The organism is Georgenia yuyongxinii (assembly GCF_006352065.1).
In the GTDB taxonomy this organism is placed as follows: Bacteria; Actinomycetota; Actinomycetes; order Actinomycetales; family Actinomycetaceae; genus Georgenia; species Georgenia yuyongxinii.
In genome coordinates this window covers 4,021,831-4,043,234 of record NZ_CP040915.1, presented here as the reverse complement: position 1 = coordinate 4,043,234, position 21,404 = coordinate 4,021,831, and the positions used below count along the sequence as shown (strand labels likewise).

The window sequence follows — 21,404 nt, the reverse complement described above, 5'->3', positions numbered from 1 at the left end:
GGGCGGTCGGGCTCGGCCCGTGTAGGGGGGCAGTGGGCTCAGGCGGTCGGGGGGCCGCCCTCGAGCATGTGCAGCAGCAGCGCGCGCAGCTCGCCGACCTGCTCGGCGCTGAGGGAGGCCGCCACGAGGCGTTCGACGGTGGCGGGGTCGTCGAGCGCGCCGAGGGTCGTCCGGCCGGTCTCGGTCAGGGCGACGACGTGCCGGCGCCGGTCGGTGGCGTGCCGCTCACGGCGCACGTAGCCGGTGCGCTCGAGCCCGCCGAGCATGCGGCTCGTGGTCTGCTCGGTGACCTTCAGCGCCTGCGCGATCTCCCGCTGGGAGTGCGGGCCGCCGGCCAGCACGGCAAGCACGGGCAGCGTGGCGTGGGTCAGCGACCAGCGCTCGAGGTAGGCGTCCCACGCCCGCTCGACCTGCCGCGCCGCCGCCGAGAGGAGCCGGCCGGTGGGCCACGCGGCCGGGGCGGCGCCCACGCCCGGTCCCGCCGTCGGCGTGACGGACTCGGCTCGTGGTTCGTTCACGGGTCCCATCCTCCCAAAGCGGCCGGGGCGCACGTGTGGCGCTGTGACGGGCCCCGTGCGGCGGCCCGCGTGCCGCTGCGCCCATGACCGGGCATAATTCATCAGCGTGCTGAGTATCTTGCTCCGGAGGCTGTCGTGACCCACACCGAATCGCAGAAGGGCACGCGGCGGCGCGCCGTCGGTCGAGCCGTGGCCCTCATCGTGGTGCTGCTGGTCTGGCTCGGGGTGGGCGGCCTGGGCGGGATGGCCCAGGGGACCCTCTCCCAGGTGCAGGAGAACGACCAGGCCGCGTTCCTGCCGGCCTCCGCGGAGTCAACCCGCGCCGACGAGGCCGCGCGGGCCTTTACCGACTCCACCACCCTGCCGGCACTCGTCGTGGCCACCGCGAGCGACGGTGGGGCACTGACCCAGGCGCAGCTGGGCGCGGCCCAGGCGTTCGCCGAGTCGCTGCCGGACCTGCCCCTTCCGGGTGGCGGCACGCTCGCCGACGTGCTGACCGCGCCCGCGGTCGCAGTCCCCTCCGAGGACGGCGAGGCGGTCCTCGTCCCGGTCTCCCTCGACGGCGACAGCGCCAACGAGCTCGTCGGTGCGGACGAGGAGCGGCTCGTCAACGTCGTCGTGAACGAGCTGCGCACCGCCGGGGCCGACCAGCTCGCCGGGACGGGCCTGGACGTCTGGGTCACCGGGCCGGCCGGGTTCGTCGCGGACCTCGTCTCCGCGTTCGGCGGTATCGACGGCATCCTCCTCGGCGTCGCGCTGGTCGTGGTGCTGGTGATCCTCGTCGCGGTCTACCGCTCGCCGTCGTTGCCCTTCGCTGTCCTGCTCACGGCCGTGTTCGGGCTGTGCCTGGCGGCGCTGGTGGTCAAGCCGCTCGCGGCCAACGACGTCCTGCTGCTGAACGGGCAGAGCCAGGGCATCCTCTCGATCCTCGTCATCGGCGCCGCCACCGACTACTCCCTGTTGCTGGTCGCGCGCTACCGCGAGGAGCTCACCCGGCACGAGCACCCGGCGGCCGCCATGCGGGTCGCCTGGCGTGCCTCCCTCGAGCCGATCCTGGCGAGCGCGGGCACGGTGATCGTCGGGCTGCTGTGTCTGCTGCTGTCCGACCTCGGGTCCAACTCCAGCCTCGGGCCGGTCGGCGCCATCGGGATCGCCTCGGCCGTCCTCGCCGCCCTCACCCTGCTACCGGCGATGCTCCTCGTGGCGGGCCGTCGTTCGCGCTACGTGTTCTGGCCGCGCATGCCTCGCTACGTGCACGCCCCGGGCCGTCATGAGATCTCCCAGGGTTCTGCCGCTCAGCCGTCCCCTGCCCGGCCCGGACTGTGGGAGCGGGTCGCCGGCTTCGTCACGCGCCACGCCCGCCCGGTCTGGGTGGTCACCGCCCTGGTGCTGGCCGGCGCGGCGGCGTTCGTGCCCACGCTGCGCGCCGAGGGCACGTCCGACACCGACATCTTCCTCAGCGACGTCGAGGCGGTGGCGGGCGAGGTGGTCCTGGCCGAGCACTTCGAGGTCGGCGAGGTCCAGCCGACGGTGGTCATCACCCCCGAGGGCTCCGGCGAGGCCGTCCGGGCGGCCGCAGAGGGTGTCGACGGCGTCGTCAGTGCGGCGCTGCTCACCGAGGCGGCGCCCGGGGCGGCCGGTGGTCCGCCCGCCGGTGGTCAGGCGCCCGGTGCCGGCGGTGGCGGTGCGCCGGTCGTCGTGGACGGCCAGGTCCAGGTGCAGGTGGTGCTCGAGGACGCGGCGGAGTCGCAGGAGGCGCTGGCGACGGTGGCCGATGTGCGTGCGGCCGTGCACGAGGCGGAGCCGGAGGCGCTCGTGGGCGGCGCCGCCGCGCAACGGCTCGACACCCAGGAGACGGCGGCCCGGGACCTGCGCACGATCATCCCGGTGGTCCTTGTCGTCATCTTCGTCATGCTGGTGCTGCTGCTGCGCGCCGTGGTGGCCCCGCTGGTGCTCCTCGCCGCCAACCTGCTGTCCTTCGGGGCGACGATGGGCCTGTCCGCGGTGGTGTTCAACCACGTGCTCGGCTTCCCGGGCGCAGACGCGACCGTGCCGCTCTACGGGTTCGTCTTCCTCGTCGCGCTGGGCATCGACTACTCGATCTTCCTCATGACCCGCGTGCGGGAGGAGTCGCTGCGGCACGGCACCCGCGAGGGCGTGCGCCGGGGTCTGGCGGTCACCGGCGGCGTGATCACCTCCGCCGGCCTGGTCCTGGCCGCGACGTTCAGCGCGCTGGCGATCATCCCGCTGCTGTTCCTGGTCCAGCTGGCGTTCATCGTCGGTGCCGGCGTGCTCATCGACACCTTCGTGGTCCGCAGCTTCCTCGTCCCCGGCGTGATCCATGACATCGGCCGAACCACCTGGTGGCCGTGGACGCGGCGCGTCCCGGCGGACGACCGTCCGGTCCAGTCCCCGGTCGGTGGCCCGCGAGTGACGGCCGACGCTAACCGGTGACGACGCGGCCGCCTGCCCGACCGTGCCACGCACGGTCGGGCAGGTGCGCCCCTCCCTGACCCGGCTCCCGTCGCGCGAAGAATCGCACGGTGTCAGGGTGGCCCCATGACCAGCAGCCCCCTCGCCCTGGTCACCGGCGCCACCGGGTACATCGGCGGGCGTCTGGTGCCCGAGCTCCTCGCATCCGGGTACCGGGTGCGGGCCATGGCGCGCCGGCCGGAGCGCCTCGACGGGCGCGAGTGGCGCAAGGACGTCGAGGTGGTCGGGGCCGACGCGAGCAGTGCCGAGGAGCTGCGCGCGGCCATGGCAGGGGTGGATGTCGCGTACTACCTGATCCACGCCCTCGGCACCGGAGCGGAGTTCGAGCAGCGGGACCGGGCCACGGCACGCACGTTCGCCGTCGCCGCCCGCGAGGCAGGCGTGGGCCGCATCGTCTATCTCGGCGGCCTGCACCCGGCGTCGGGAAAGCTCTCGCCCCACCTGGACTCTCGCCGCGAGGTGGGGGAGATCCTCCTGGCGAGCGGGGTGCCCACCACCGTCCTGCAGGCCGCTGTCATCATCGGCTCCGGCAGTGCGTCGTTCGAGATGATGCGCTACCTCACCGAGCGGCTCCCGGCCATGGTGGCCCCGCGCTGGGTCGAGAACCGCATCCAGCCCATCGCGGTGCGCGACGTGCTGCGCTACCTCGTCGGCTCCGCCGCGATGCCGCCCGAGGTGAGCCGCGCCTTCGACATCGGCGGGCCCGAGGTGCTCACCTACCGGCAGATGATGCAGCGCTACGCCGCCGTGGCCGGCCTGCCGCCGCGCGTCATCCGGGCCGTCCCGGTGCTCACCCCCAAGCTGGCCAGCCTGTGGGTCGGCCTGGTCACCCCGGTGCCGTCCGGCATCGCCCGCCCGCTGGTGGGCTCCCTGATCCACGAGGTGGTGGCCAAGGAGCGCGACATCGCCGCCTACGTGCCCGACCCGTCGGAGGGTCTCGTCGGCTTCGACCGGTCGGTCGAGCTCGCCCTGGCGAAGGTCCGCGACCTCGACGTCCGCACCAGCTGGGCCTCGGCCGCCACGGCCGGGGCACCGTCCGACCCGCTGCCGGAGGACCCGGACTGGGCGGGCGGCAGCCTGCAGGTCGACGAGCGCACCGCCGTCGTCGACGCCGACGCCGCGGCGCTGTGGAGCGTCATCGAGGGGATCGGCGGGGCGCACGGCTGGTACTCCTGGCGGCTGGGCTGGGTGGCCCGGGGGGTGATGGACCGCCTCTTCGGCGGGCCGGGCCTGCGCCGCGGCCGCCGCGACCCGCACCGCCTCACCGAGGGCGACCCGCTGGACTGGTGGCGGGTGGAGAAGATCGAGCCCGGTCGCCTCCTGCGGCTGCGGGCGGAGATGCGCCTGCCCGGGCTCGCCTGGCTCGAGCTCGCCGCCGAGCAGGACGACGCCGGCCAAACCGTGTTCCGCCAGCGGGCCATCTACCACCCCCGCGGGCTGCTGGGCCAGGCGTACTGGTGGGCCGTGTGGCCCTTCCACGGCATCGTCTTCGGCGGGATGCAGCGCAACATCGCCCGCGCCGCCGAGGCGGCCGCGCGGGACACCGGGCGCCGCCCCGCGCCCACCACGCCGCCCGGAGGCGACCTGTGAGCGGCCCGGTGAGCGGCCAGCAGACCGGCCGCGTGAGCGGCCGGCGGACCGGCACCGGCTCGCTCGGGCGGAAGGTGGCGGTGACCGTCGCGTACCTGCTGTGCCTGCTCGGCACGATGGTCGGCGTGGGCGTGTTCGGTGGCACGCCCATCGCCGACGCGGCCGGTGGTCTGCTCTCGGCGGACGCCACCCACCTCGCCCCCGGCTCAGGAGCCTTCAGCATCTGGAGCGTCATCTACGCCGGTCTCGCCGCGTACACGCTCTGGCAGTGGTGGGACCACACGGACGCCCGGCGCCTCGCGTGGCCCGCCGCGATGTCCATGGTGCTCAACGCGGCGTGGATCCTGGTGGTCCAGGCCGGGCAGGTGTGGGGCAGCGTGCTCGTCATCGTCGCCCTGCTGGCGGTGCTCGCGCTGATCCTCGTCCGCCTGGTCGCCGTCAGGGCGCGCAGCCGGGTCGAGACAGTCGTCGCCGACGGCACCTTCGGCCTCTACCTCGGCTGGGTGTGCGTCGCCACGTGCGCCAACATCGCCGCCGCGCTCGCGGGCTCAGGGGTCGACGGCGGAGCGTCGCCCCAGTGGTGGGCGACGGCGGTGCTCGCCGTCGCGGCCGCCGTCGGCGTGGCCCTGGCGCTCTACGGCCATGGCCGGCTCGCCGTGGCCGCGGCGCTCGGGTGGGGGCTGGCGTGGATCGCCGTCGGGCGCTCCGACGGCGGGCTCACCTCAGCGACGACGGCGGTCGCCGCGGCGGCTGCCGCCGTCGTCGTGGTCCTCGCGACCGTGGCGACGCGCCTCCGGGCACCACACCCCCGGGGCACGCTCAGGCGGGGTGGGGACCCGGCGTGAGCGGGGCCACGGTGCCGGCCCGGTCCAGCTCGGCGGCCATCTCGGTGAGGAACTCGGTCACGGCCGGCCGGCAGTGCTCCGGGACCGCGGCCGCGATCTGGGCCATCCGCTCGTGCATGTGTCCCAGGCGCTCACGGACCTCCTCGTGCGCGTGGGCGGTGGCGTGCACCACCACGGACCGTCGGTCGCGGGGGTGGGGCGAGCGCACGAGGTGCCCGGAGGCGGTGAGCCGGTCGAGCAGCTTTGTGGTGGAGGCGGTCGAGATTCCCAGGCGTGTGGCCAGCATCCGCGGCGTCGCCGCGGTGTCGGACCGCTCCGCGGCGATGACCAGCTGCAGCGCCTGGAGATCGCTGACGTTCATGTCCATGTCCGCGCTCATGCGGCGGCGCATCTCCTCGTCCGCGCGGCGGAACGTGCGCAGCGCGCGCAGGACGGCGACGGCGTGGTCGCCGCCGGGGTACCAGTACGCGGGCCCGTCGGACATGGGGAGAGATTACACGAGAAACCTTCTCTAGCATTTTACTAGTTTGGCTAGTAATGTCTGGCGCCAGCACCACCCGACACCAGGAGGGGCCATGACCACCACGCTCGGGTACGACACCGTGCACCGAACACCCACCCGGGACTTCTCCTGCTTCGTCGTCGACGAGACCGGGCGGCTGCTGCTCGTCCGCCGCGGCTGGGCAGGCCTGTGGAGCCACCCCCTCGACGGCCAGGCGGCTCGGGGCGAGCCGATGGGCCGCGCGATCGCCCGCCTCGGTGGCGCGCAGCTCGCGCTGCCCCTGGCCAACGCGGTGTGCGTGCTTCCCAGCACGTCCACCTCCCCACCCGTCTACCTGGCCGAGGTGGGCCTCGCCGAGCCCGACCCCGACCTGTCCCGGCTCGTGGCCCACCGATGGGTCGACCCCGAGGAGCTGGGCCGTGCCGTCGTGGTCGCGCCGTGGGCGCTGAGCCCCGCACTGGTCACGCACGTGCGACGGCTTGCCGACGTCGACCCGGTCGGTCTGAGCCTGGAGCTGGCGGGATGAGCGAGCTTCTGGACGCCGCGCTGCGCCGGTTCTTCGCCGAGCGCCGCGAGACCAACCACCACGACGCCGAGCTCTGGGACGCCCTCGAGCTGGCCACCGAGGGCGGCAAACGCTTCCGTCCGATGCTGCTCCTGTCGGTGCACGAGGCGCTGGGCGGCACCGACCTCGAGAGGGCCGCGGAGGTCGCCGCCGCGATGGAGCTCCTCCACACCGCCTTCGTCGTCCACGACGACGTCATCGACGGCGACCGGGTCCGGCGCGGCCGCCCGAACGTCTCCGGCACCTTCGCCGCCCGGGCCGCATCGGCCGGGGCCGACCCCGGCCGGGCCGCCGGGTACGGCGACGCCGCCGGCATCCTCGCCGGCGATCTCGCCCTGGCGGGTGCGGTACGCCTCGTCGCCGGGTGCGGCGCGGCACCGGACGTCGTCACCAGACTGCTCGACCTGCTCGAGCACGCCCTCCGGGTCAGCGCGGCCGGTGAGCTCGCCGACGTCCGGCTCAGCCTGGGCACCGACGGCGCCGACCTCGGGACCATCCTCACCATGGAGGAGCACAAGACCGCGGTCTACTCCTTCGAGCTGCCGATGCGGGCCGGCGCCGTCCTCGCCGGCGCCGACGCCGCCACCTGCGACCGGCTCGGGGAGCTCGGCCGCCTGCTCGGCGTGGCCTTCCAGCTGCGCGACGACCTCGACGGCGTCTTCGGCGAGGAGGCGGTGACGGGCAAGTCCACGATCTCCGACCTGCGCGCCGGCAAGTGCACCCCGCTCGTCGCCCACGCCCGCACCACGCCGTGGTGGCCGCAGATCGCCCCGTTCATCGGCGACGCGGCCCTGGGCGAGCCCGAGGCCGCCCGCGTGCGTGAGCTGCTCGACGAGTGCGGCTCCCGGGGGTTCATCGAGGACCTGGCCGCCGGGTACGCCGAGGCGGCGCGCGGCGTCGCCGACGCCGTCGGTCTCGAGCCGGGCCTGCAGGCCTGGCTGGCCGCCACTGCCGTGCGGAGAGCGGCATGAGCCCCCCGCTGGCCCCGGCGGCCCGGTACGACGCCGTCGCCCACGCCAGCGCCGCCGTCGTCATCGCCGGGTACTCCACGTCCTTCGGGTGGGCCACCCGCCTGCTCGCCGAGCCGGTGCGCACCCACGTCCGCGACGTCTACGCCCTCGTGCGCGTGGCCGACGAGATCGTGGACGAGCCCGGCCAGTGGCCCGCCGGGCAGCGTGCCCACGTGCTCACGGTGCTGGAGGAGGAGACCTACCAGGCGATGCGCACCGGCCACAGCGCCAACCTCGTGGTCCACGCCTTCGCCCTCACGGCCCGCCGGTACGGCATCGGCCATGACCTCGTCGAGCCCTTCTTCGCGTCCATGCGCGCGGACCTGTCCGTGCGCGAGCACGACGCCGGCTCGTTCGCCACATACGTGCACGGCTCGGCCGAGGTGGTCGGCCTGATGTGCCTGCGGATCTTCGTCGGCGGCGACGATGCCACGCACCGCGACCTCGCCCCCGGCGCCGCCGCCCTCGGTGCCGCGTTCCAGAAGATCAACTTCCTGCGCGACCTCGCCGAGGACCACGACGACCGGGGCCGCAGCTACTTCCCCGGTGTCGATGTGACGCGCCTGGGCGACGCCGACCGGGACGCCCTGCTCGACGACATCGACGCCGACCTGCGGGCCGCGCGGGCCGTCATCCCCCGCCTGCCGGGGAGCAGCCGGCGCGCCGTCCGGGCGGCCCACGACCTGTTCGCCGCACTGTCCCGGCGCCTGCGCGCCACCCCCGCCGCCCGCCTCGCGCAGACTCGCGTGCGGGTGCCCGATCCGGTCAAGGCCGCCATCATCGCCCGCGCCGTGGTCCTGGAGGGACGCCGATGACCCCCGCCGCTCCCATCGGTGACGCCCCCGCCGACACCACCACCGCTGCCGACCAGACCCCCGCCACCGCCATCGCCGACGGCGCGCAGCGCCGTCACGCCGTCGTCATCGGCGGCGGCATCGCCGGGCTGGCGAGCGCCGCGCTGCTCGCCCGCGACGGCTACGACGTCGACCTGCTCGAGCGCCAGCCGGAGGTGGGCGGGCGCGCCGGCTCCTGGGCGTCCGGTGGGTTCCGGTTCGACACCGGCCCGTCGTGGTACCTCATGCCCGAGGTGTTCGACCGGTTCTTCCGCCTGCTCGGCACGTCCGCGACCGAGCAGCTCGACCTGCGCACGCTCGACCCGGCCTACCGGGTCTTCTTCGAGGGTGAGGCCGACCCGGTGGACGTCTCACCGCACCTGGCCACCAATGTCGCCACCTTCGAGCGGCTCGAGCCCGGCGCCGGGATGCGGCTGCGCCGCTACCTCGACTCCGCCCGGGACACCTACGACCTCGCCCTGCGGTCCTTCCTCTACACCAGCTTCACGTCGCTGCGGCCCTTCCTCACCGCCCGGGTGCTGCGCCGGGCGCACCGGCTCCCGCCGCTGCTGCTGCGCTCCCTGGAGTCGTTCGTGGCCGCCCGGTTCACCGACCCCCGGCTGCGGCAGATCCTGGGATACCCGGCCGTCTTCCTCGGCTCCTCACCCGACCGCACCCCGAGCATGTACCACCTCATGAGCGCCCTGGACCTCGCAGGCGGGGTGAGCTACCCGCAGGGCGGGTTCACCCGGCTCATCGAGGCCGTCGCCGCCGTCGCCGAGCGGGCGGGGGCCCGGCTGCACACCGGCGCCACGGCCACCGCCGTCACCACCGAGCCGGTGCGGGGACGACGGCGCGCGCGGGTCACCGGCGTGCGCTACACCGACGCCGCCGGCACCGCCCGGGAGATCCCGGCCGACGTCGTCGTCGGGGCGGCGGACCTGCACCACGTCGAGACCGCCCTGCTGCCGGCGTCGCTGCGCACCTACCCCGAGCGGTGGTGGAGACGGCGCACCTCCGGCCCCGGCGCCGTGCTCGTCTACCTCGGCGTGCGCGGGCACCTGCCGCACCTGGCCCATCACTCGCTGTTCTTCACCCGCGAATGGCGGGAGAACTTCGACGCCATCTTCGCCGGCCGCGTGCCCGCCCCGGCGTCGGTCTACGTGTGCCGGCCGTCCGCGACCGACTCGTCCGTGGCACCGGAGGGCCACGAGAACCTCTTCGTCCTCGTGCCCGTCCCCGCCGACCCCGGGCTCGGTGCCGGAGGCGTCGACGGCGCGGGCGATGCGGCCGTCGAGGCGATCGCCGACGCCGCCATCGACCAGGTGGCCACGTGGGCGGGGATGGCGGACCTGCGCGAGCGGATCGTCGTGCGGCGCACGGTCGGCCCGGCGGACTTCGCCCGCGACCTGCACGCCTGGCGCGGCGGCATGCTCGGCCCCGCGCACACCCTGGGGCAGAGCGCGTTCTTCCGCGCGGGCAACGTCTCCCGGCGGGTCGCCGGCCTGTACTACGCCGGTTCCAGCACCATCCCGGGCATCGGGCTGCCCATGTGCCTGATCAGCGCCGAGCTCGCGGCCGAGCGGGTGCGCGCGGACAACAGGCCCGGCGGGCAGGTCGCCGCACCGGCCGCACAGGACCTCGCCGCCCAGCCGGCCGCCCCGGACCCCTCAGCCCAGCCGGCCGTGGTGCGGACGGGACGGCGATGATGCTCTACCTCGGCGCCCTCGTGGTCTCAATGGCCGGCATGGTGGTGCTCGACCGCCGCTACCGGCTCGTGCTGTGGGCCGACGCCCGCCGCGGCGCCGTCGTGCTCGCGGCGGGGACGGCCTTCTTCCTCGTCTGGGACGTGGCCGCCATCGCGGCCGGCTTCTACCGGCGTGGCGACAGCGCCGCGATGACCGGGGCGATGCTTGCCCCCGAGCTGCCGTTGGAGGAGCTCTTCTTCATCGTCTTCCTCGCCTACCTCACGCTCGTGCTGCACGGCCTGGTGACCGTGGCCGCGCGGGCCCGGACCGCCCGGACCGCCCGGACCGCCCGGACACGTGCATCCGCCCGGATCGGGGAGGAGGCACGATGACCTACCTCGGCCTCGCGGGCCTGTTCCTCCTGCCGCCGGTGCTCCTTGCCGCGGTCGCCACGCACCGGCGCCGGCTGGGACTGCGCTGGTGGGCGCGCACCGCCGTCGTCATCGTCGTGCTCCTCGCGCTCACGGTGGTCTTCGACTCCCTCATGATCGCCGCCGACCTCTTCCGTTTCCACGCACCCGCCCTGGCCGGCCCCACCCTGCTGCGCGCCCCGGTGGAGGACCTCGCCTGGCCGCTCGCCGCCGGGCTGGCGCTGCCGGCGCTGTGGGAGCTGGCCCGTCCGGCCCAGCGGCCGGCGCCCGCCCCGCCCGCCGCGCCCGCCGCGCACCGCCCGGGGGAGCGATGACCACCACGACGACGGCCTCCGCCGCGGCCCGCCAGCTGGTCGCGTCCTCCCGCCCCATCAGCTGGATCAACACCGCCTACCCGTTCGCCGCCGCCTACCTCGCCGCCGGCGGCGGTGTGGACCTCACCTGGGTGCTGGGCACGCTGTACTTCCTGGTCCCGTACAACCTCCTCATGTACGGGGTGAACGACGTCTTCGACTACGAGTCCGACCTCCGCAACCCCCGCAAGGGCGGCATCGAGGGGGTGGTGCTCGACCGGCGCCTGCACCGCCTCACCCTCGTCGCGGCCGCCGTGACCAACCTGCCCTTCCTCGTCGCGCTCGTGCTGCTCGGATCGGCCGCGTCGACGGCGGTGCTCGCCGTCAGCGTCTTCGCGGTCATCGCGTACTCCGCGCCCGGGCTGCGGTTCAAGGAACGGCCGGTGCTGGACTCGATCACCTCCAGCACCCACTTCGTCAGCCCCGCGGTCGTCGCGCTGGCGCTCGTCGAGGCTCCGGTGACGGCACCCCTCGTGGCCACGCTCGCCGCCTTCTTCCTGTGGGGGATGGCCTCGCAGGCGTTCGGCGCCGTGCAGGACGTCGCCGCGGACCGGGCGGCCGGGCTGGCCTCGGTGGCCACCTGGCTCGGCGCGGCCCGCACGGTGCGCGCGTCGATGGCCACGTACGCCCTCGCCGGCCTGGTCATGCTCACGGCCGGGTGGCCGGCCGGGCTCGCGGCCCTGCTCGTGGTGCCCTACCTCGTGTCCATCGCGCCGTTCCGGGCGCTGCCCGACGAGCGGTGCGAGGAGGCCCACGCGGGCTGGCGGCGGTTCCTGTGGCTCAACCCGGTCAGCGGGTTCGCCGTCACCCAGCTGCTCATCTGGATGGCCCTGACGTGAAGCGCGACTCTCAACCAGCTCCTTCCCCGCGGGCGCGCCAGGTGCCAGGGTCTGCTGCCATGCGCACCACCCTGGCGCTGCTGCGGGCCAGCCACCTCGCACCCACGCTCGCGGTCACCACCGTGGTCGCCGTGCTGACGGTCGTCGCCGGCCTCGAGCCGGGCACCCGAGCGGTGCTGGTGACCGCGGTGCTGGCCGGGCAGCTGTCCATCGGCTGGTCCAACGACCTCCTCGACGCCGACCGCGACGCCCGCGTGGGCCGGGCCGACAAGCCGATCGCCACCGGTGAGCTGCCGCGCGGGCTGGTGCGCCGCGCCGTGGTGCTGGTCCTCGCGGTGTGCACGGTCGCCTCGCTGGCCGCGGGGCTGCTCTCCGGGCTCGTACACCTCGTCCTCGGCGTCGGGTCGGGCTGGGCGTACAACCTCGGGCTCAAGCGCACGGTGTGGTCCTTCGTGCCCTACACCGTCGCGTTCGGCTCGCTGCCGGTGCTCGTGTGGCTCGCGCTCGACCCCTGGCAGCTGCCGTCGGGCTGGATGGTCGCGGCAGGTGGCCTGCTGGGCCTGGGCGCGCACCTGCTCAACGTGCTGCCCGACCTCGACGACGACGCCGCCACCGGCGTGCGCGGCCTGCCGCACCGCCTCGGGGGCCGGGCCAGCGGACTGTGCGCGCTCGGCTGCCTGGTGGCCGCCACCGCGGTCATCGTCCTGGGGCCCGCCGGGTCGACGCCGCTGTGGGCCGGGGCGGCGGGCGGCGCCGCCGTCGTGCTCGCCGGCGCGGCGCTGCGGACCGGCGGCAAGGCCCCGTTCCGGGCCGCGATGGTCCTGGCCCTGCTGGACGTCGTCATGCTGGCCGCGCGATGACCGCCGTTCACCCGGCGAAGGTCGGCCGGCCGACTTACGCTCGGCCGATGACCCACCTGGTCGGAGTCGAGGCGGTCCTCCCCGAGCACCGCTACGCCCAGGACGTCGTCACCGACGCCGTCGCCGGGATGATCGGCGCCGCGGGCCGGACCGACGCCCTGCTGCGCCGCGTGCACGCCAGCTCCGGGGTGGACCAGCGCTACCTCGCCCTCCCGCTGGAGCGCTACGCCGAGCTGACGGACTTCGGCCAGGCGAACGACGCGTTCATCGAGGCGGCCGTGGAGCTGGGGGCCCGGGCCCTGACCGGGGCGCTGGACCGGGCGGGGCTGGCCCCGAGCGACGTCGACCTCATCGTCTCCACCACGATCACCGGGCTCGCCGTGCCCTCGCTCGAGGCGCGCATCGGAGCCCGACTGGGCCTGCGCGACGACGTCGTGCGCCTGCCGATGCTCGGCCTGGGCTGCATGGCCGGGGCCGCGGGCACCGCGCGCCTGCACGACTACCTCCTCGGCCACCCCGGTGCGGTCGCCGCGCTGGTGGCCGTCGAGCTGTGCTCGCTGACCATCCAGCGCGACGACACCTCGACGGCGAACCTGGTCGCCTCGGGCCTGTTCGGCGACGGCGCCGCCGCCCTGGTCGCGGTCGGCGCGGAGCACCCGCTGGCCGGCGGCGGCGACGCACCGGACGGACGATCGGGTACCGGCACGGCGCCGTCCGTGGTCGCCAGCCGCTCCCGGATCTACCCGGGCACCGAGGAGGCCATGGGGTGGGACGTGGGCCCCACCGGTTTCCGGATCGTCCTGGGCGTCGAGGTCCCCGACCTCGTGCGCGACCGGGTGGGCGGCGACGTCGCAGCGTTCCTGGCCCAGCACGGCCTGGCCGTCGAGGACGTCGGCTGGTGGGTGTGCCACCCTGGCGGGCCCAAGGTCATCGACTCCCTCGCCGTCACCCTTGGCGTCGACCCGGACGCGCTCGCGCTGACCACCGAGTCGCTGCGCCGGGTCGGGAACCTCTCCTCCGCCTCGGTCTTGCACATCTTGCGGGACACCCTCGACCACCGCCCGCCCGAGCCCGGCGCCCCCGGCGTGATGATGGCCATGGGGCCAGGGTTCAGCCTCGAGCTGGTCCTGCTGCAGGCATGACGTCGCACCTATGGTTCACGGCGCTCGTGCTCCTGGTGGGGCTCGAGCGGGTGGCCGAGCTCGTCGTCGCCACCCGCAACGCGCGGTGGAGCTTCGCCCGCGGCGGCGTGGAGACGGGGTTCGGGCACTACCCGGTGATGGTCGTGCTCCACACGGCGCTGCTGCTGGGCGCGCTCGCAGAGGTGTGGTGGGCGGGCCGGGCGTTCGTGCCCGCCCTGGGCTGGCCGATGCTGGCGCTGGCCGTCGGCTCCCAGGTGCTGCGCTGGTGGTGCATCACCACCCTGGGCCCGCGCTGGAACACCCGCATCATCGTGGTGCCGGGCCTGCCGCTGGTGGCCCGGGGCCCGTACCGGTGGTTCCGGCACCCGAACTACGTGGCGGTGGTGGTGGAGGGCTTCGCCCTCCCGCTGGTGCACACGGCCTGGGTCACCGCGCTCGTGTTCACCGCGGCCAACGCGGCCCTGCTGACCGTGCGGATCCGCGCAGAGAACCGGGCCCTGCTGGCGGCGCGATGATCGACCTCGTCGTCGCCGGCGGCGGGCCGGCCGGGCTGGCCACCGCCCTGCACGCCGCCCGGGCCGGGATGAGCGTGGAGGTGCGCGAGCCCCGCGCCGGCACCATCGACAAGGCCTGCGGCGAGGGCCTGATGCCGGCCGCCGTCGCCCGGCTCGCCCGGCTGGGTGTGGACCCGCCGGGCCGGCCGCTCCGCGGCATCCGCTACCTGGCCGGCGGCACCACGGCGGAGGCCCCGTTCCCGGGCGCACCGGGCCGCGGCGTGCGCCGTCTGGCCCTGCACGGCGCGCTGCTCGCGGCGGTCGAGGCGGCCGGGGTGCGGATCGAGCCGCGCGCCGTCGGCGAGGTACGCCAGGACGACGGCGCGGTCCTGGTCGACGGCACGCCCGCGCGGTACCTGGTCGCCGCAGACGGGCTGCACTCGCCGCTGCGTCGCAGCCTCGGGCTGGACGTGCCGAGCCGTGGCCCCCGCCGGTACGGGCTGCGCCGCCACGTCGGGATCGCGCCGTGGACGGACCTGGTCGAGGTGCACTGGGCCGAGCACGCCGAGGCGTACGTGACCCCGGTGGGCGAGGACGAGGTCGGCGTCGCGATCCTCACCGCCCGGCGCCTGCCCTACGACCGGCACCTCGCCGCGTTCCCCGAGCTGCGCGAGCGGCTGGCCGGGGAGCCGACGTCCGCCGTGCGCGGTGCCGGGCCGCTGCGCCAGCGTGCGCGGTCCCGGGTGGCCGGCCGGGTGCTGCTGGTGGGCGATGCCGGCGGGTACGTCGACGCCCTGACGGGCGAGGGCATCTCGCTCGCGCTCGCCCAGGCCGAGGCCGCCGTCCGCGCCCTCGCCGCCGGCCGGCCGCAGGACTACGAGGCGCGGTGGCGCCAGATCGGGCGCCGATACCGCCTGCTCACCGAGACGCTGCTGCTCGCCGCCTCCGCCCCGCCGACGCGCCGCGCCCTGGTCCCCGCCGCCCGCGCGCTGCCGGCGGTCTTCACCGCCGCCGTCGCCGAGCTGGGCCGCCCTGACGTCCCCACCATTCCCTCTGTCGGTCGGCGGCGATATCCTCGCCGAAGGCGGGGTGGCAGCCCGCCTTGCGGGCCCACGGCGGGGCCGTAGAGTGAACTGAACCTCAGCACCGCACCGCTCAGACCGGTGGCGGACGGCGCGGTAGACGGCGCCCGCCACGACTCGAGGTGATCAGCATGGCCGCTGTCCTGACCGGTTCGATCTTCCGGCGCCCGCGCCCCGTTGCGGAGAGGTGCGCCTGATGGCCACCGTCACCGGCCCCCGGGTGGAGGCCGTCCCGGGTCTGGCGCCGCACCGCCAGCAGTGGGGCCGCACGATCCTGAAGTGGATCACCTCCACCGACCACAAGGTGATCGGGTACATGTACCTCATCACCTCGTTCGGGTTCTTCATGATCGGCGGTGTCCTGGCCCTGCTGATCCGGGCTGAGCTGTTCGCCCCGGGGATCCAGATCGTGCAGTCCCACGAGCAGTACAACCAGCTGTTCACGATGCACGGCACGATCATGATGCTGCTCTTCGCGACGCCGCTGTTCGTGGGGTTCGGCAACGTGCTCGTGCCCGTGCAGATCGGCGCGCCGGACGTGGCGTTCCCGCGGTTGAACATGTTCGCGTACTGGCTGTTCCTCTTCGGTGGCCTCATCGTGATCGCGGGCTTCCTCACCCCCAAGGGGGCCGCGAGCTTCGGCTGGACCGCCTACATGCCGCTGTCCGGGCCGCTGTTCTCACCCGGGCTCGGCGGTGACCTGTGGGTCCTCGGCCTGGCGATGACGGGCTTCGGCACGATCTTTGCCTCCGTGAACTTCCTCGCCACCGTCATCACCCTGCGGGCGCCGGGCATGACGATGTTCCGGATGCCGATCTTCACCTGGAACATCACCATCACCTCGTTGCTGGCGCTCATGGCCTTCCCGGTGCTCGCCGCGGCCCTGTTCGGTATGGCGGTGGACCGGGTGCTCGGCGGCCAGATCTACAACCCCGAGGCGGGCGGGGCGTTGCTCTACCAGCACCTGTTCTGGTTCTTCGGGCACCCCGAGGTCTACATCATCGCGCTGCCGTTCTTCGGGATCGTCACCGAGGTGATCCCGGTGTTCTCCCGCAAGCCGATCTTCGGCTACAAGGGCCTGGTCTTCGCCACGATCGCCATCGCCGCGCTGTCCATGACGGTGTGGGCGCACCACATGTTCACCACCGGCGGCGTGGCCCTGAGCTTCTTCTCGCTGATGACGATGCTGATCGCGGTGCCCACCGGGGTGAAGTTCTTCAACTGGATCGGCACCCTGTGGCGCGGGAAGCTCACGTTCGAGACGCCGATGCTGTTCACGCTCGGCTTCCTGGTGACGTTCCTGTTCGGCGGGCTGACCGGCATCATCATCGCAAGCCCGCCGATGGACTTCCAGGTCCACGACACGTACTTCATCGTCGCCCACTTCCACTACGTCGTCTTCGGCACCGTGGTGTTCGCGATGTACGCGGGCTTCTACTTCTGGTGGCCGAAGTTCACCGGCCGCATGCTCAACGAGCGGTTGGGCAAGATCAGCTTCTGGCTGTTGTTCATCGGGTTCCACACCACGTTCCTCATCCAGCACTGGCTCGGCGCACAGGGCATGCCGCGCCGCTACGCGGACTACATGCCCGAGGACGGGTTCACCGTCTACAACCAGATTTCCACCGTGGGGTCGGTGCTCATCGCACTGTCCACGTTGCCGTTCCTGTGGAACGTCTACATCACCCAGCGTGGCCCGCGCACCGTCCACGTGGCCGACCCCTGGGGCTTCGGCAACTCCCTGGAATGGGCGACCGCCTCGCCGTTCCCGCGGCACAACTTCACGTTCCTGCCGCGCATCCGCTCCGAGCGGCCGGCCTTCGACCTGAACCACCCGGAGGTCGCGGCCCTCGACGTCACGGCGCCGAACCAGGACGCGCTCGAGTCGGCACTCGCGGGCCCCGAGACCAAGGGCCGGGCCGCGGTGGTGCGCGAGCGTATCGACCGCAAGAACTACCCCGGGGAACCGCCCGGCAGCGCGCTCTAGGCAGCGCTTTAGATCGCGCCCGCCGGACCGCCCAGCTACGCACCCGCCCGCCTACGCGCGCCGCCCGAGCCGCTCCTCGCGCGCCGCCAGGTGCCCGTACTGGCACAGCTGGCGGGCCAACCACTGCCCCGCGGCTCTAGCGCAGGTACACCTTCCCGACCGCAGGTACACCTTCCCGACGGCCTCCTGCAGCTCGACGATCTCGTTCAGGCGCCGCAGGACCGGCAGTTCGTCCAACCCGGCGACGGCGAGCTGCTCCTCAATGGACACCGGTCTGACCCGGCGGGAGCGAGGTGGTGTAGGGCCCCGCGTGCGGGCCTTCGTCGGCGGACTGGCCGGGACCGCCGGAGTCGAACGCGGGGTCGTGCGTGCCGATCTGCGGGCGATCGCGAGATGGCCGCCGAGATACCCGCTCCAGGCGAGCACGACACCGGCGGCCAGGCCCACGGCGACGCCACCGTTGTGCTTGCCCCGCCGCCGCAGCACCCATGACGTCGAGTACAGGCTCAGGGCCACGACGTTGGCCGTGGCGTGCGCGACACCGACGCGCTGGCTCGGCCGGTCAGCGTCGGCCCACTCGGCCAGACCGGTGAGCGCCGTCGGCCCGGCCGCGAGGATGCCGACGCCGAGGAGCTTGGAGGCGGCCGGCCTGGCGCCGGGGCCACCGAGGACGTCGAGGATCGTGGCGCTGACCCACGCTCCGATCGGGACGTCGGTCAGGATGGGATGAAGGGCGTGACCGAGGGGCCGGCCGTGGAGCAGGTCCCGGACCGTGGGGTTCGCCACGACGGGCCGGGCCAGCGACTGGTACGCCCGGACACCGTCGTCGATCTTCGAGCTCTGCTCGATCCCCCGCACGACTCTCACGAGAACGGGCGAGCGGTCGGTAGACGAAGAGCCCATCGTTGCCTCCACGATCGTCGGGTGTACCGAGGATGGAGCTCGGGAAGCGTGGTCGCATCCTGAGGACGGCGAGGGCGCGCTGCCGTGCATCTCACGCGTGGGCCCGTCCGGTTGCCGGACTCTCCCCCTGGCCGCACGGTGTGGTCATGCCTGACGAGCCGCCGTCCACCACCGGCACCCCCGCATCGACGACCGCGCAGCAGACGCCGGCCCTCCGGGCACCTCGCACGCCGCCGCACCTTGCGCTCGCCGGCGTGGCTACGCTTGCCGGGCTGGCCCTCGGGGCGTCGCTGGCCGCCGTCGCCGTGCTGCGCCGCGGCAAGCCCCTGCATCCCCGCGGTGTCGTGGTGCCCGCACGGCTCACGGTCCGTGCGGGCCCGGTCTGGCTCGGCGCACTCGGCCGGCGGGGCACCCACGAGGTGCTGGCCCGGTTCTCCCGTGCCGTCGGCCTCCCGCAGGGGTGGCCCGACATCCAGGGCCTGGCCCTGCGCTGGCCCGGGCTGTCCGGCCCGAACGACCTGCTGCTCGCCTCGACCGGCACCGGACCCTGGGGGCGCTACATGCTCACCGTGCGCCGTCGGCCACTGGGTGGGGCACTGGGGTCGCTAATGCCCTACGCGACGGCCGCCGGGCCGGTGCTGCTGAGCGCCCAGCCCACCGGCGAGCCCCGCCACCTCACCCTCCGGTGGGCGACGCCGCGCGGCCCCTGGCACCCATGCGCCGATCTCGTCTGGGACCAGGCGGGCACCGCCGACGCGCCCGTGCGCTTCGACCCGGTCCGGCACTGTCCGGACGGGCTGGCCACCTACCCGTGGGCCGACCGGGCCCGCCGGTACGCCTACCGGTGGGCGCGGGCGGCCGGCCCGGTCTAGCGGCTCCGGCGTGCGCACTGGGGACACGGTTGTGACTGTGTGCCGGCGCTCACGGAAGGAGCACTCATCGATGCGGCGAGACCTGCACTTTCCGACCGAGACCTGCTGTTCCACCAGCAGGTCTCGGCGTAACCGGCATGTCTCGGCGCGATCCCCAGCCGGTGAGCGAGTCAGGTGATGCGCTGGGTGCGGCTACCCCGCCAGCGCCTGTGCCAGCTCCGTCGTCGTCGTGACCGGCATGTCGCAGACGAACCCGCGGCACACGTAGGCGGCCGACGACCCGCCCACCAGTGGCCGGTCGGCCAGCAGCGGCACCCCCGGCGCATCGGGGGCACCCGTGGCCACGACCAGCCCCGGGGAGCTGCTCGCCCACGCCGCGGCAGCCAGCTCATGGGCGGCGTCGTCGTCCCCGACGACGGCGACCTGCAGCGGACCGGCGAGTGCCGCCTCCGCGACGGCCAGCGTCCAGCCGCCGAACCGCGGCTCCTGCGCGGCCAGCAGGCCGGCGGCGGCGAGTGCGTCGTCGGCGGCCGCGCGGTGCCGGGTAGAACCGGTCAGCGCCGCGTAGGTCAGCAGCGCCCCCGCGAGGGCGGAGGTGCCGGCCGGCTCGGCGTTGTCGGCGAGGTTCTTGGGCCGGGCCACCAGGGCCTCAGCGTCGTCGGCGACGTCGAAGAAGCCGCCCGCTGGATCAGCGAAGCGGGTCAGGGCTGTCTCCAGCAGATCACCGGCGGCGCCGAGCCAGTGTGGCTCTCCGGTCGCCTGGTGCAGGGCGAGCAGACCCTCGGCGAGGTTGCCGTAGTCGTCCGCCACGCCCGCTGCGCGGCCTACGACCCCGTCCCGCGACGCCCGCCGCAACCGGCCGTCCACCAGGTGCCTATCGAGGACCAGCTCGGCGCAGGCCCGTGCGGCAGCGGTGTAGCGCGGCTCGCCCAGCAGCGTCCCGGCCTCCGCCAGTGCCGCGATCGCCAGCCCGTTCCAGGAGGTGACGACCTTGTCGTCGCGCGCCGGCTGGGGGCGCTCCGCCCGGGCGGTGAGGAGCCGCGCCCGGGTGGACGCCCACCAGTCGGCGTCCTCCGGGTCGGCGGGCAGCTGCAGGGTCGACGCGCCCCGTTCGAACGTGCCGGTGTCGGTCACCACGAACGCCGCGGCGGCACGCGCGCCGTCGTCCGGGCCGAGCACCGCCACCAGCTCGGCCTGGGTCCATACGTAGGTCGACCCCTCCCGGCCGGCGGCGTCCGCATCCAGCGACGAGGCGAACGCGTCCTCCTCCGTGCCGAGGTCTCGCAGCAGGAAGTCGGCGGTCTCGCGCACCACGCGTGCGGCCAGAGGTGAGCCGGTGAGGCGGTGCAGGTGCAGGAAGACGCGCAGCAGCTGGGCGTTGTCGTAGAGCATCTTCTCGAAGTGCGGCACCACCCACGACGCGTCCACCGCGTACCGGGCGAAGCCGCCGGCGAGCTGGTCGTACAGGCCGCCGCGGGCCATCGCCGTCGTCGTCCGCTCCACCATCGCCAGGGACGACGGCGAGCCGGTCCGGGCGTGGTGGCGCAACAAGAACTCCAGGACCATCGAGGGCGGGAACTTCGGGGCGCCGCCGAAGCCGCCGTGCCGGGAGTCGAACCCAGCCCGCAACCGCGTGGCCCCCGCGTCGAGGGCGGCGGCGTCCAGCGCGGCGGGCTCGACGGCGGCGGCCTGGCCGAGGAACTCCGCGATCTTGCCGCTCGAGGCGAGCACCTCCGGGCGACGCGCGGTCCACGCCTCGCTGACCCCCGCCAGCAGGGCGAGGAACTGGGGCTTGGCGAAGTAGGTGCCGCAGAAGAACGGCACGGCGTCCGGGGTGAGGAAGCAGGTCATCGGCCAGCCGCCCTGCCCGGTCAGCGCGGTGGTGGCCTGCATGTAGACGGCGTCGATGTCCGGGCGCTCCTCCCGGTCGACCTTGACCGCGACGAAGTCGCGGTTCAGGGCGGCGGCCACGTCGGCGTCCTCGAAGGACTCGTGGGCCATCACATGGCACCAGTGGCAGGCCGCGTAGCCCACGGACAGGAGTATTGGTGTATCACGACGCTTCGCCTCGGCGAACGCTTCCGGTCCCCACTCCCACCAATCTACGGGATTCTGCGCGTGTTGGAGCAGATACGGGCTGGTCGCGGTGGCGAGACGGTTGGGCATCCTCTGACTCCTGACGAGTGGCACGTGTATCATTTTGCCGTTAGTGATACACGAGAGTGATACACGGACTGAGTCCGGGGAGCCTGGCGCGGCTCCCACCCGTCCAGCCTAGAAGGGACGCCCGGTGCCGCCTCGGAGTAAGCCCACGCTGCTCGCACAAGGCAAGCCGCGCACGCTGGGCGGAAGCGCGCGACCGTGGCGGGTGCGCCTGTACGCGCCGGATGCCGGTGG

General features: G+C 74.2%; 20 protein-coding genes. 16 read left to right on the top strand and 4 right to left on the bottom strand.

All coding sequences use genetic code 11. The features are described 5' to 3' along the window. Nucleotides 1-38: 38 nt before the first annotated feature. Nucleotides 39-518, bottom strand: a complete 480-nt coding sequence (locus tag FE374_RS18420; RefSeq protein WP_230978391.1) for a MarR family winged helix-turn-helix transcriptional regulator — start codon at nt 516-518, stop codon at nt 39-41. A 135-nt stretch (nt 519-653) separates the two neighbouring features. Between FE374_RS18420 and FE374_RS18415 the strand changes: the two genes are divergently transcribed. From FE374_RS18415 to FE374_RS18405, 3 genes are all read left to right on the top strand, one after another. Beyond that, nucleotides 654-2,972 (top strand): MMPL family transporter, encoded by a 2,319-nt coding sequence (locus FE374_RS18415; RefSeq protein ID WP_230978390.1) that lies wholly within the window; start codon nt 654-656, stop codon nt 2,970-2,972. Nucleotides 2,973-3,077: 105 nt separating this feature from the next. Then, nucleotides 3,078-4,601: an SDR family oxidoreductase gene (locus FE374_RS18410; protein WP_139930948.1), complete on the top strand. Its 1,524-nt coding sequence runs from the start codon at nt 3,078-3,080 to the stop codon at nt 4,599-4,601. Nucleotides 4,602-4,609: 8 nt separating this feature from the next. Continuing rightward, nucleotides 4,610-5,446, top strand: coding sequence for a tryptophan-rich sensory protein (locus tag FE374_RS18405; protein ID WP_230978389.1), 837 nt, complete (start codon nt 4,610-4,612; stop codon nt 5,444-5,446). Here the strand turns inward: FE374_RS18405 and FE374_RS18400 are convergent. Then, nucleotides 5,421-5,930: a MarR family winged helix-turn-helix transcriptional regulator gene (locus tag FE374_RS18400; RefSeq protein WP_139930946.1), complete on the bottom strand. Its 510-nt coding sequence runs from the start codon at nt 5,928-5,930 to the stop codon at nt 5,421-5,423. The genes FE374_RS18405 and FE374_RS18400 overlap by 26 nt on opposite strands. 91 nt (nt 5,931-6,021) lie before the next feature. On the opposite strand from FE374_RS18400, the gene FE374_RS19320 reads away from it, so the two are divergent. The 12 genes from FE374_RS19320 (at nt 6,022) to ctaD (ending at nt 17,232) form a co-directional block, all read left to right on the top strand. Continuing rightward, entirely contained in the window at nt 6,022-6,474 is a 453-nt protein-coding gene (locus FE374_RS19320) for an NUDIX hydrolase (RefSeq protein WP_168205755.1), read from the top strand. Continuing rightward, nucleotides 6,471-7,484: a polyprenyl synthetase family protein gene (locus FE374_RS18395; protein ID WP_168205754.1), complete on the top strand. Its 1,014-nt coding sequence runs from the start codon at nt 6,471-6,473 to the stop codon at nt 7,482-7,484. Before FE374_RS19320 ends, FE374_RS18395 begins: the two co-directional genes overlap by 4 nt. Then, the gene (locus FE374_RS19315; protein ID WP_168205753.1) at nt 7,481-8,338 is read left to right on the top strand and encodes a phytoene/squalene synthase family protein; all 858 of its coding nucleotides are present in this window, start codon (nt 7,481-7,483) and stop codon (nt 8,336-8,338) included. The genes FE374_RS18395 and FE374_RS19315 overlap by 4 nt, the downstream gene beginning before the upstream one ends. After that, nucleotides 8,335-10,065 (top strand): phytoene desaturase family protein, encoded by a 1,731-nt coding sequence (crtI, locus tag FE374_RS18390; protein ID WP_168205752.1) that lies wholly within the window; start codon nt 8,335-8,337, stop codon nt 10,063-10,065. Before FE374_RS19315 ends, crtI begins: the two co-directional genes overlap by 4 nt. Further along, complete coding sequence (locus FE374_RS18385; protein ID WP_139930942.1) at nt 10,062-10,436, top strand: lycopene cyclase domain-containing protein; 375 nt, start codon at nt 10,062-10,064, stop codon at nt 10,434-10,436. Before crtI ends, FE374_RS18385 begins: the two co-directional genes overlap by 4 nt. Then, on the top strand, nt 10,433-10,789 hold the full coding sequence (locus tag FE374_RS18380; RefSeq protein WP_139930940.1) for a lycopene cyclase domain-containing protein: 357 nt from the start codon (nt 10,433-10,435) through the stop codon (nt 10,787-10,789). The genes FE374_RS18385 and FE374_RS18380 overlap by 4 nt, the downstream gene beginning before the upstream one ends. Then, nucleotides 10,786-11,667, top strand: a complete 882-nt coding sequence (locus FE374_RS18375; protein WP_139930938.1) for a prenyltransferase — start codon at nt 10,786-10,788, stop codon at nt 11,665-11,667. Before FE374_RS18380 ends, FE374_RS18375 begins: the two co-directional genes overlap by 4 nt. A 59-nt stretch (nt 11,668-11,726) precedes the next feature. After that, nucleotides 11,727-12,527 (top strand): UbiA family prenyltransferase, encoded by an 801-nt coding sequence (locus FE374_RS18370; RefSeq protein ID WP_139930936.1) that lies wholly within the window; start codon nt 11,727-11,729, stop codon nt 12,525-12,527. 47 nt (nt 12,528-12,574) lie between these two features. Beyond that, a complete protein-coding gene (locus tag FE374_RS18365; protein ID WP_139930934.1) occupies nt 12,575-13,669 on the top strand; it encodes a type III polyketide synthase in 1,095 nt (364 codons plus the stop codon). Then, on the top strand, nt 13,666-14,184 hold the full coding sequence (locus FE374_RS18360; protein ID WP_139930932.1) for an isoprenylcysteine carboxyl methyltransferase family protein: 519 nt from the start codon (nt 13,666-13,668) through the stop codon (nt 14,182-14,184). Before FE374_RS18365 ends, FE374_RS18360 begins: the two co-directional genes overlap by 4 nt. After that, nucleotides 14,181-15,290 (top strand): NAD(P)/FAD-dependent oxidoreductase, encoded by a 1,110-nt coding sequence (locus FE374_RS18355; RefSeq protein ID WP_139930930.1) that lies wholly within the window; start codon nt 14,181-14,183, stop codon nt 15,288-15,290. Before FE374_RS18360 ends, FE374_RS18355 begins: the two co-directional genes overlap by 4 nt. A 151-nt stretch (nt 15,291-15,441) precedes the next feature. After that, on the top strand, nt 15,442-17,232 hold the full coding sequence (gene ctaD, locus FE374_RS18350; RefSeq protein WP_139930928.1) for an aa3-type cytochrome oxidase subunit I: 1,791 nt from the start codon (nt 15,442-15,444) through the stop codon (nt 17,230-17,232). 51 nt (nt 17,233-17,283) lie between these two features. Here ctaD and FE374_RS18345 read toward each other — a convergent pair whose 3' ends face one another. After that, complete coding sequence (locus FE374_RS18345; RefSeq protein ID WP_168205751.1) at nt 17,284-18,135, bottom strand: DUF2231 domain-containing protein; 852 nt, start codon at nt 18,133-18,135, stop codon at nt 17,284-17,286. Nucleotides 18,136-18,281: 146 nt separating this feature from the next. Here FE374_RS18345 and FE374_RS18340 point away from each other — a divergent pair, with 146 nt between their 5' ends. Next, nucleotides 18,282-19,007 carry a hypothetical protein gene (locus FE374_RS18340; protein WP_139930924.1) on the top strand — a complete coding sequence of 242 codons (726 nt, stop codon included), beginning with the start codon at nt 18,282-18,284 and terminating at the stop codon, nt 19,005-19,007. A gap of 192 nt (nt 19,008-19,199) precedes the next feature. Here the strand turns inward: FE374_RS18340 and FE374_RS18335 are convergent, their stop codons facing one another. After that, a complete protein-coding gene (locus FE374_RS18335; protein ID WP_139930922.1) occupies nt 19,200-21,173 on the bottom strand; it encodes a thioredoxin domain-containing protein in 1,974 nt (657 codons plus the stop codon). Between the last annotated feature and the right edge of the window lie 231 nt (nt 21,174-21,404).

Bases quoted from the DNA above. Each gene is read 5' to 3' on its own strand.
- FE374_RS18335 (WP_139930922.1), bottom strand. From the start codon at position 21,173: ATGCCCAACCGTCTCGCCACCGCGACCAGCCCGTATCTGCTCCAACAC.
- FE374_RS18345 (WP_168205751.1), bottom strand. From the start codon at position 18,135: ATGGGCTCTTCGTCTACCGACCGCTCGCCCGTTCTCGTGAGAGTCGTG.
- FE374_RS19320 (WP_168205755.1), top strand. From the start codon at position 6,022: ATGACCACCACGCTCGGGTACGACACCGTGCACCGAACACCCACCCGG.
- FE374_RS19315 (WP_168205753.1), top strand. From the start codon at position 7,481: ATGAGCCCCCCGCTGGCCCCGGCGGCCCGGTACGACGCCGTCGCCCAC.
- FE374_RS18375 (WP_139930938.1), top strand. From the start codon at position 10,786: ATGACCACCACGACGACGGCCTCCGCCGCGGCCCGCCAGCTGGTCGCG.
- FE374_RS18370 (WP_139930936.1), top strand. From the start codon at position 11,727: ATGCGCACCACCCTGGCGCTGCTGCGGGCCAGCCACCTCGCACCCACG.
- FE374_RS18395 (WP_168205754.1), top strand. From the start codon at position 6,471: ATGAGCGAGCTTCTGGACGCCGCGCTGCGCCGGTTCTTCGCCGAGCGC.
- FE374_RS18410 (WP_139930948.1), top strand. From the start codon at position 3,078: ATGACCAGCAGCCCCCTCGCCCTGGTCACCGGCGCCACCGGGTACATC.
- FE374_RS18400 (WP_139930946.1), bottom strand. From the start codon at position 5,930: ATGTCCGACGGGCCCGCGTACTGGTACCCCGGCGGCGACCACGCCGTC.
- FE374_RS18355 (WP_139930930.1), top strand. From the start codon at position 14,181: ATGATCGACCTCGTCGTCGCCGGCGGCGGGCCGGCCGGGCTGGCCACC.
- FE374_RS18385 (WP_139930942.1), top strand. From the start codon at position 10,062: ATGATGCTCTACCTCGGCGCCCTCGTGGTCTCAATGGCCGGCATGGTG.
- crtI (WP_168205752.1), top strand. From the start codon at position 8,335: ATGACCCCCGCCGCTCCCATCGGTGACGCCCCCGCCGACACCACCACC.
- FE374_RS18380 (WP_139930940.1), top strand. From the start codon at position 10,433: ATGACCTACCTCGGCCTCGCGGGCCTGTTCCTCCTGCCGCCGGTGCTC.
- FE374_RS18340 (WP_139930924.1), top strand. From the start codon at position 18,282: ATGCCTGACGAGCCGCCGTCCACCACCGGCACCCCCGCATCGACGACC.
- FE374_RS18365 (WP_139930934.1), top strand. From the start codon at position 12,575: ATGACCCACCTGGTCGGAGTCGAGGCGGTCCTCCCCGAGCACCGCTAC.
- FE374_RS18360 (WP_139930932.1), top strand. From the start codon at position 13,666: ATGACGTCGCACCTATGGTTCACGGCGCTCGTGCTCCTGGTGGGGCTC.
- ctaD (WP_139930928.1), top strand. From the start codon at position 15,442: ATGGCCACCGTCACCGGCCCCCGGGTGGAGGCCGTCCCGGGTCTGGCG.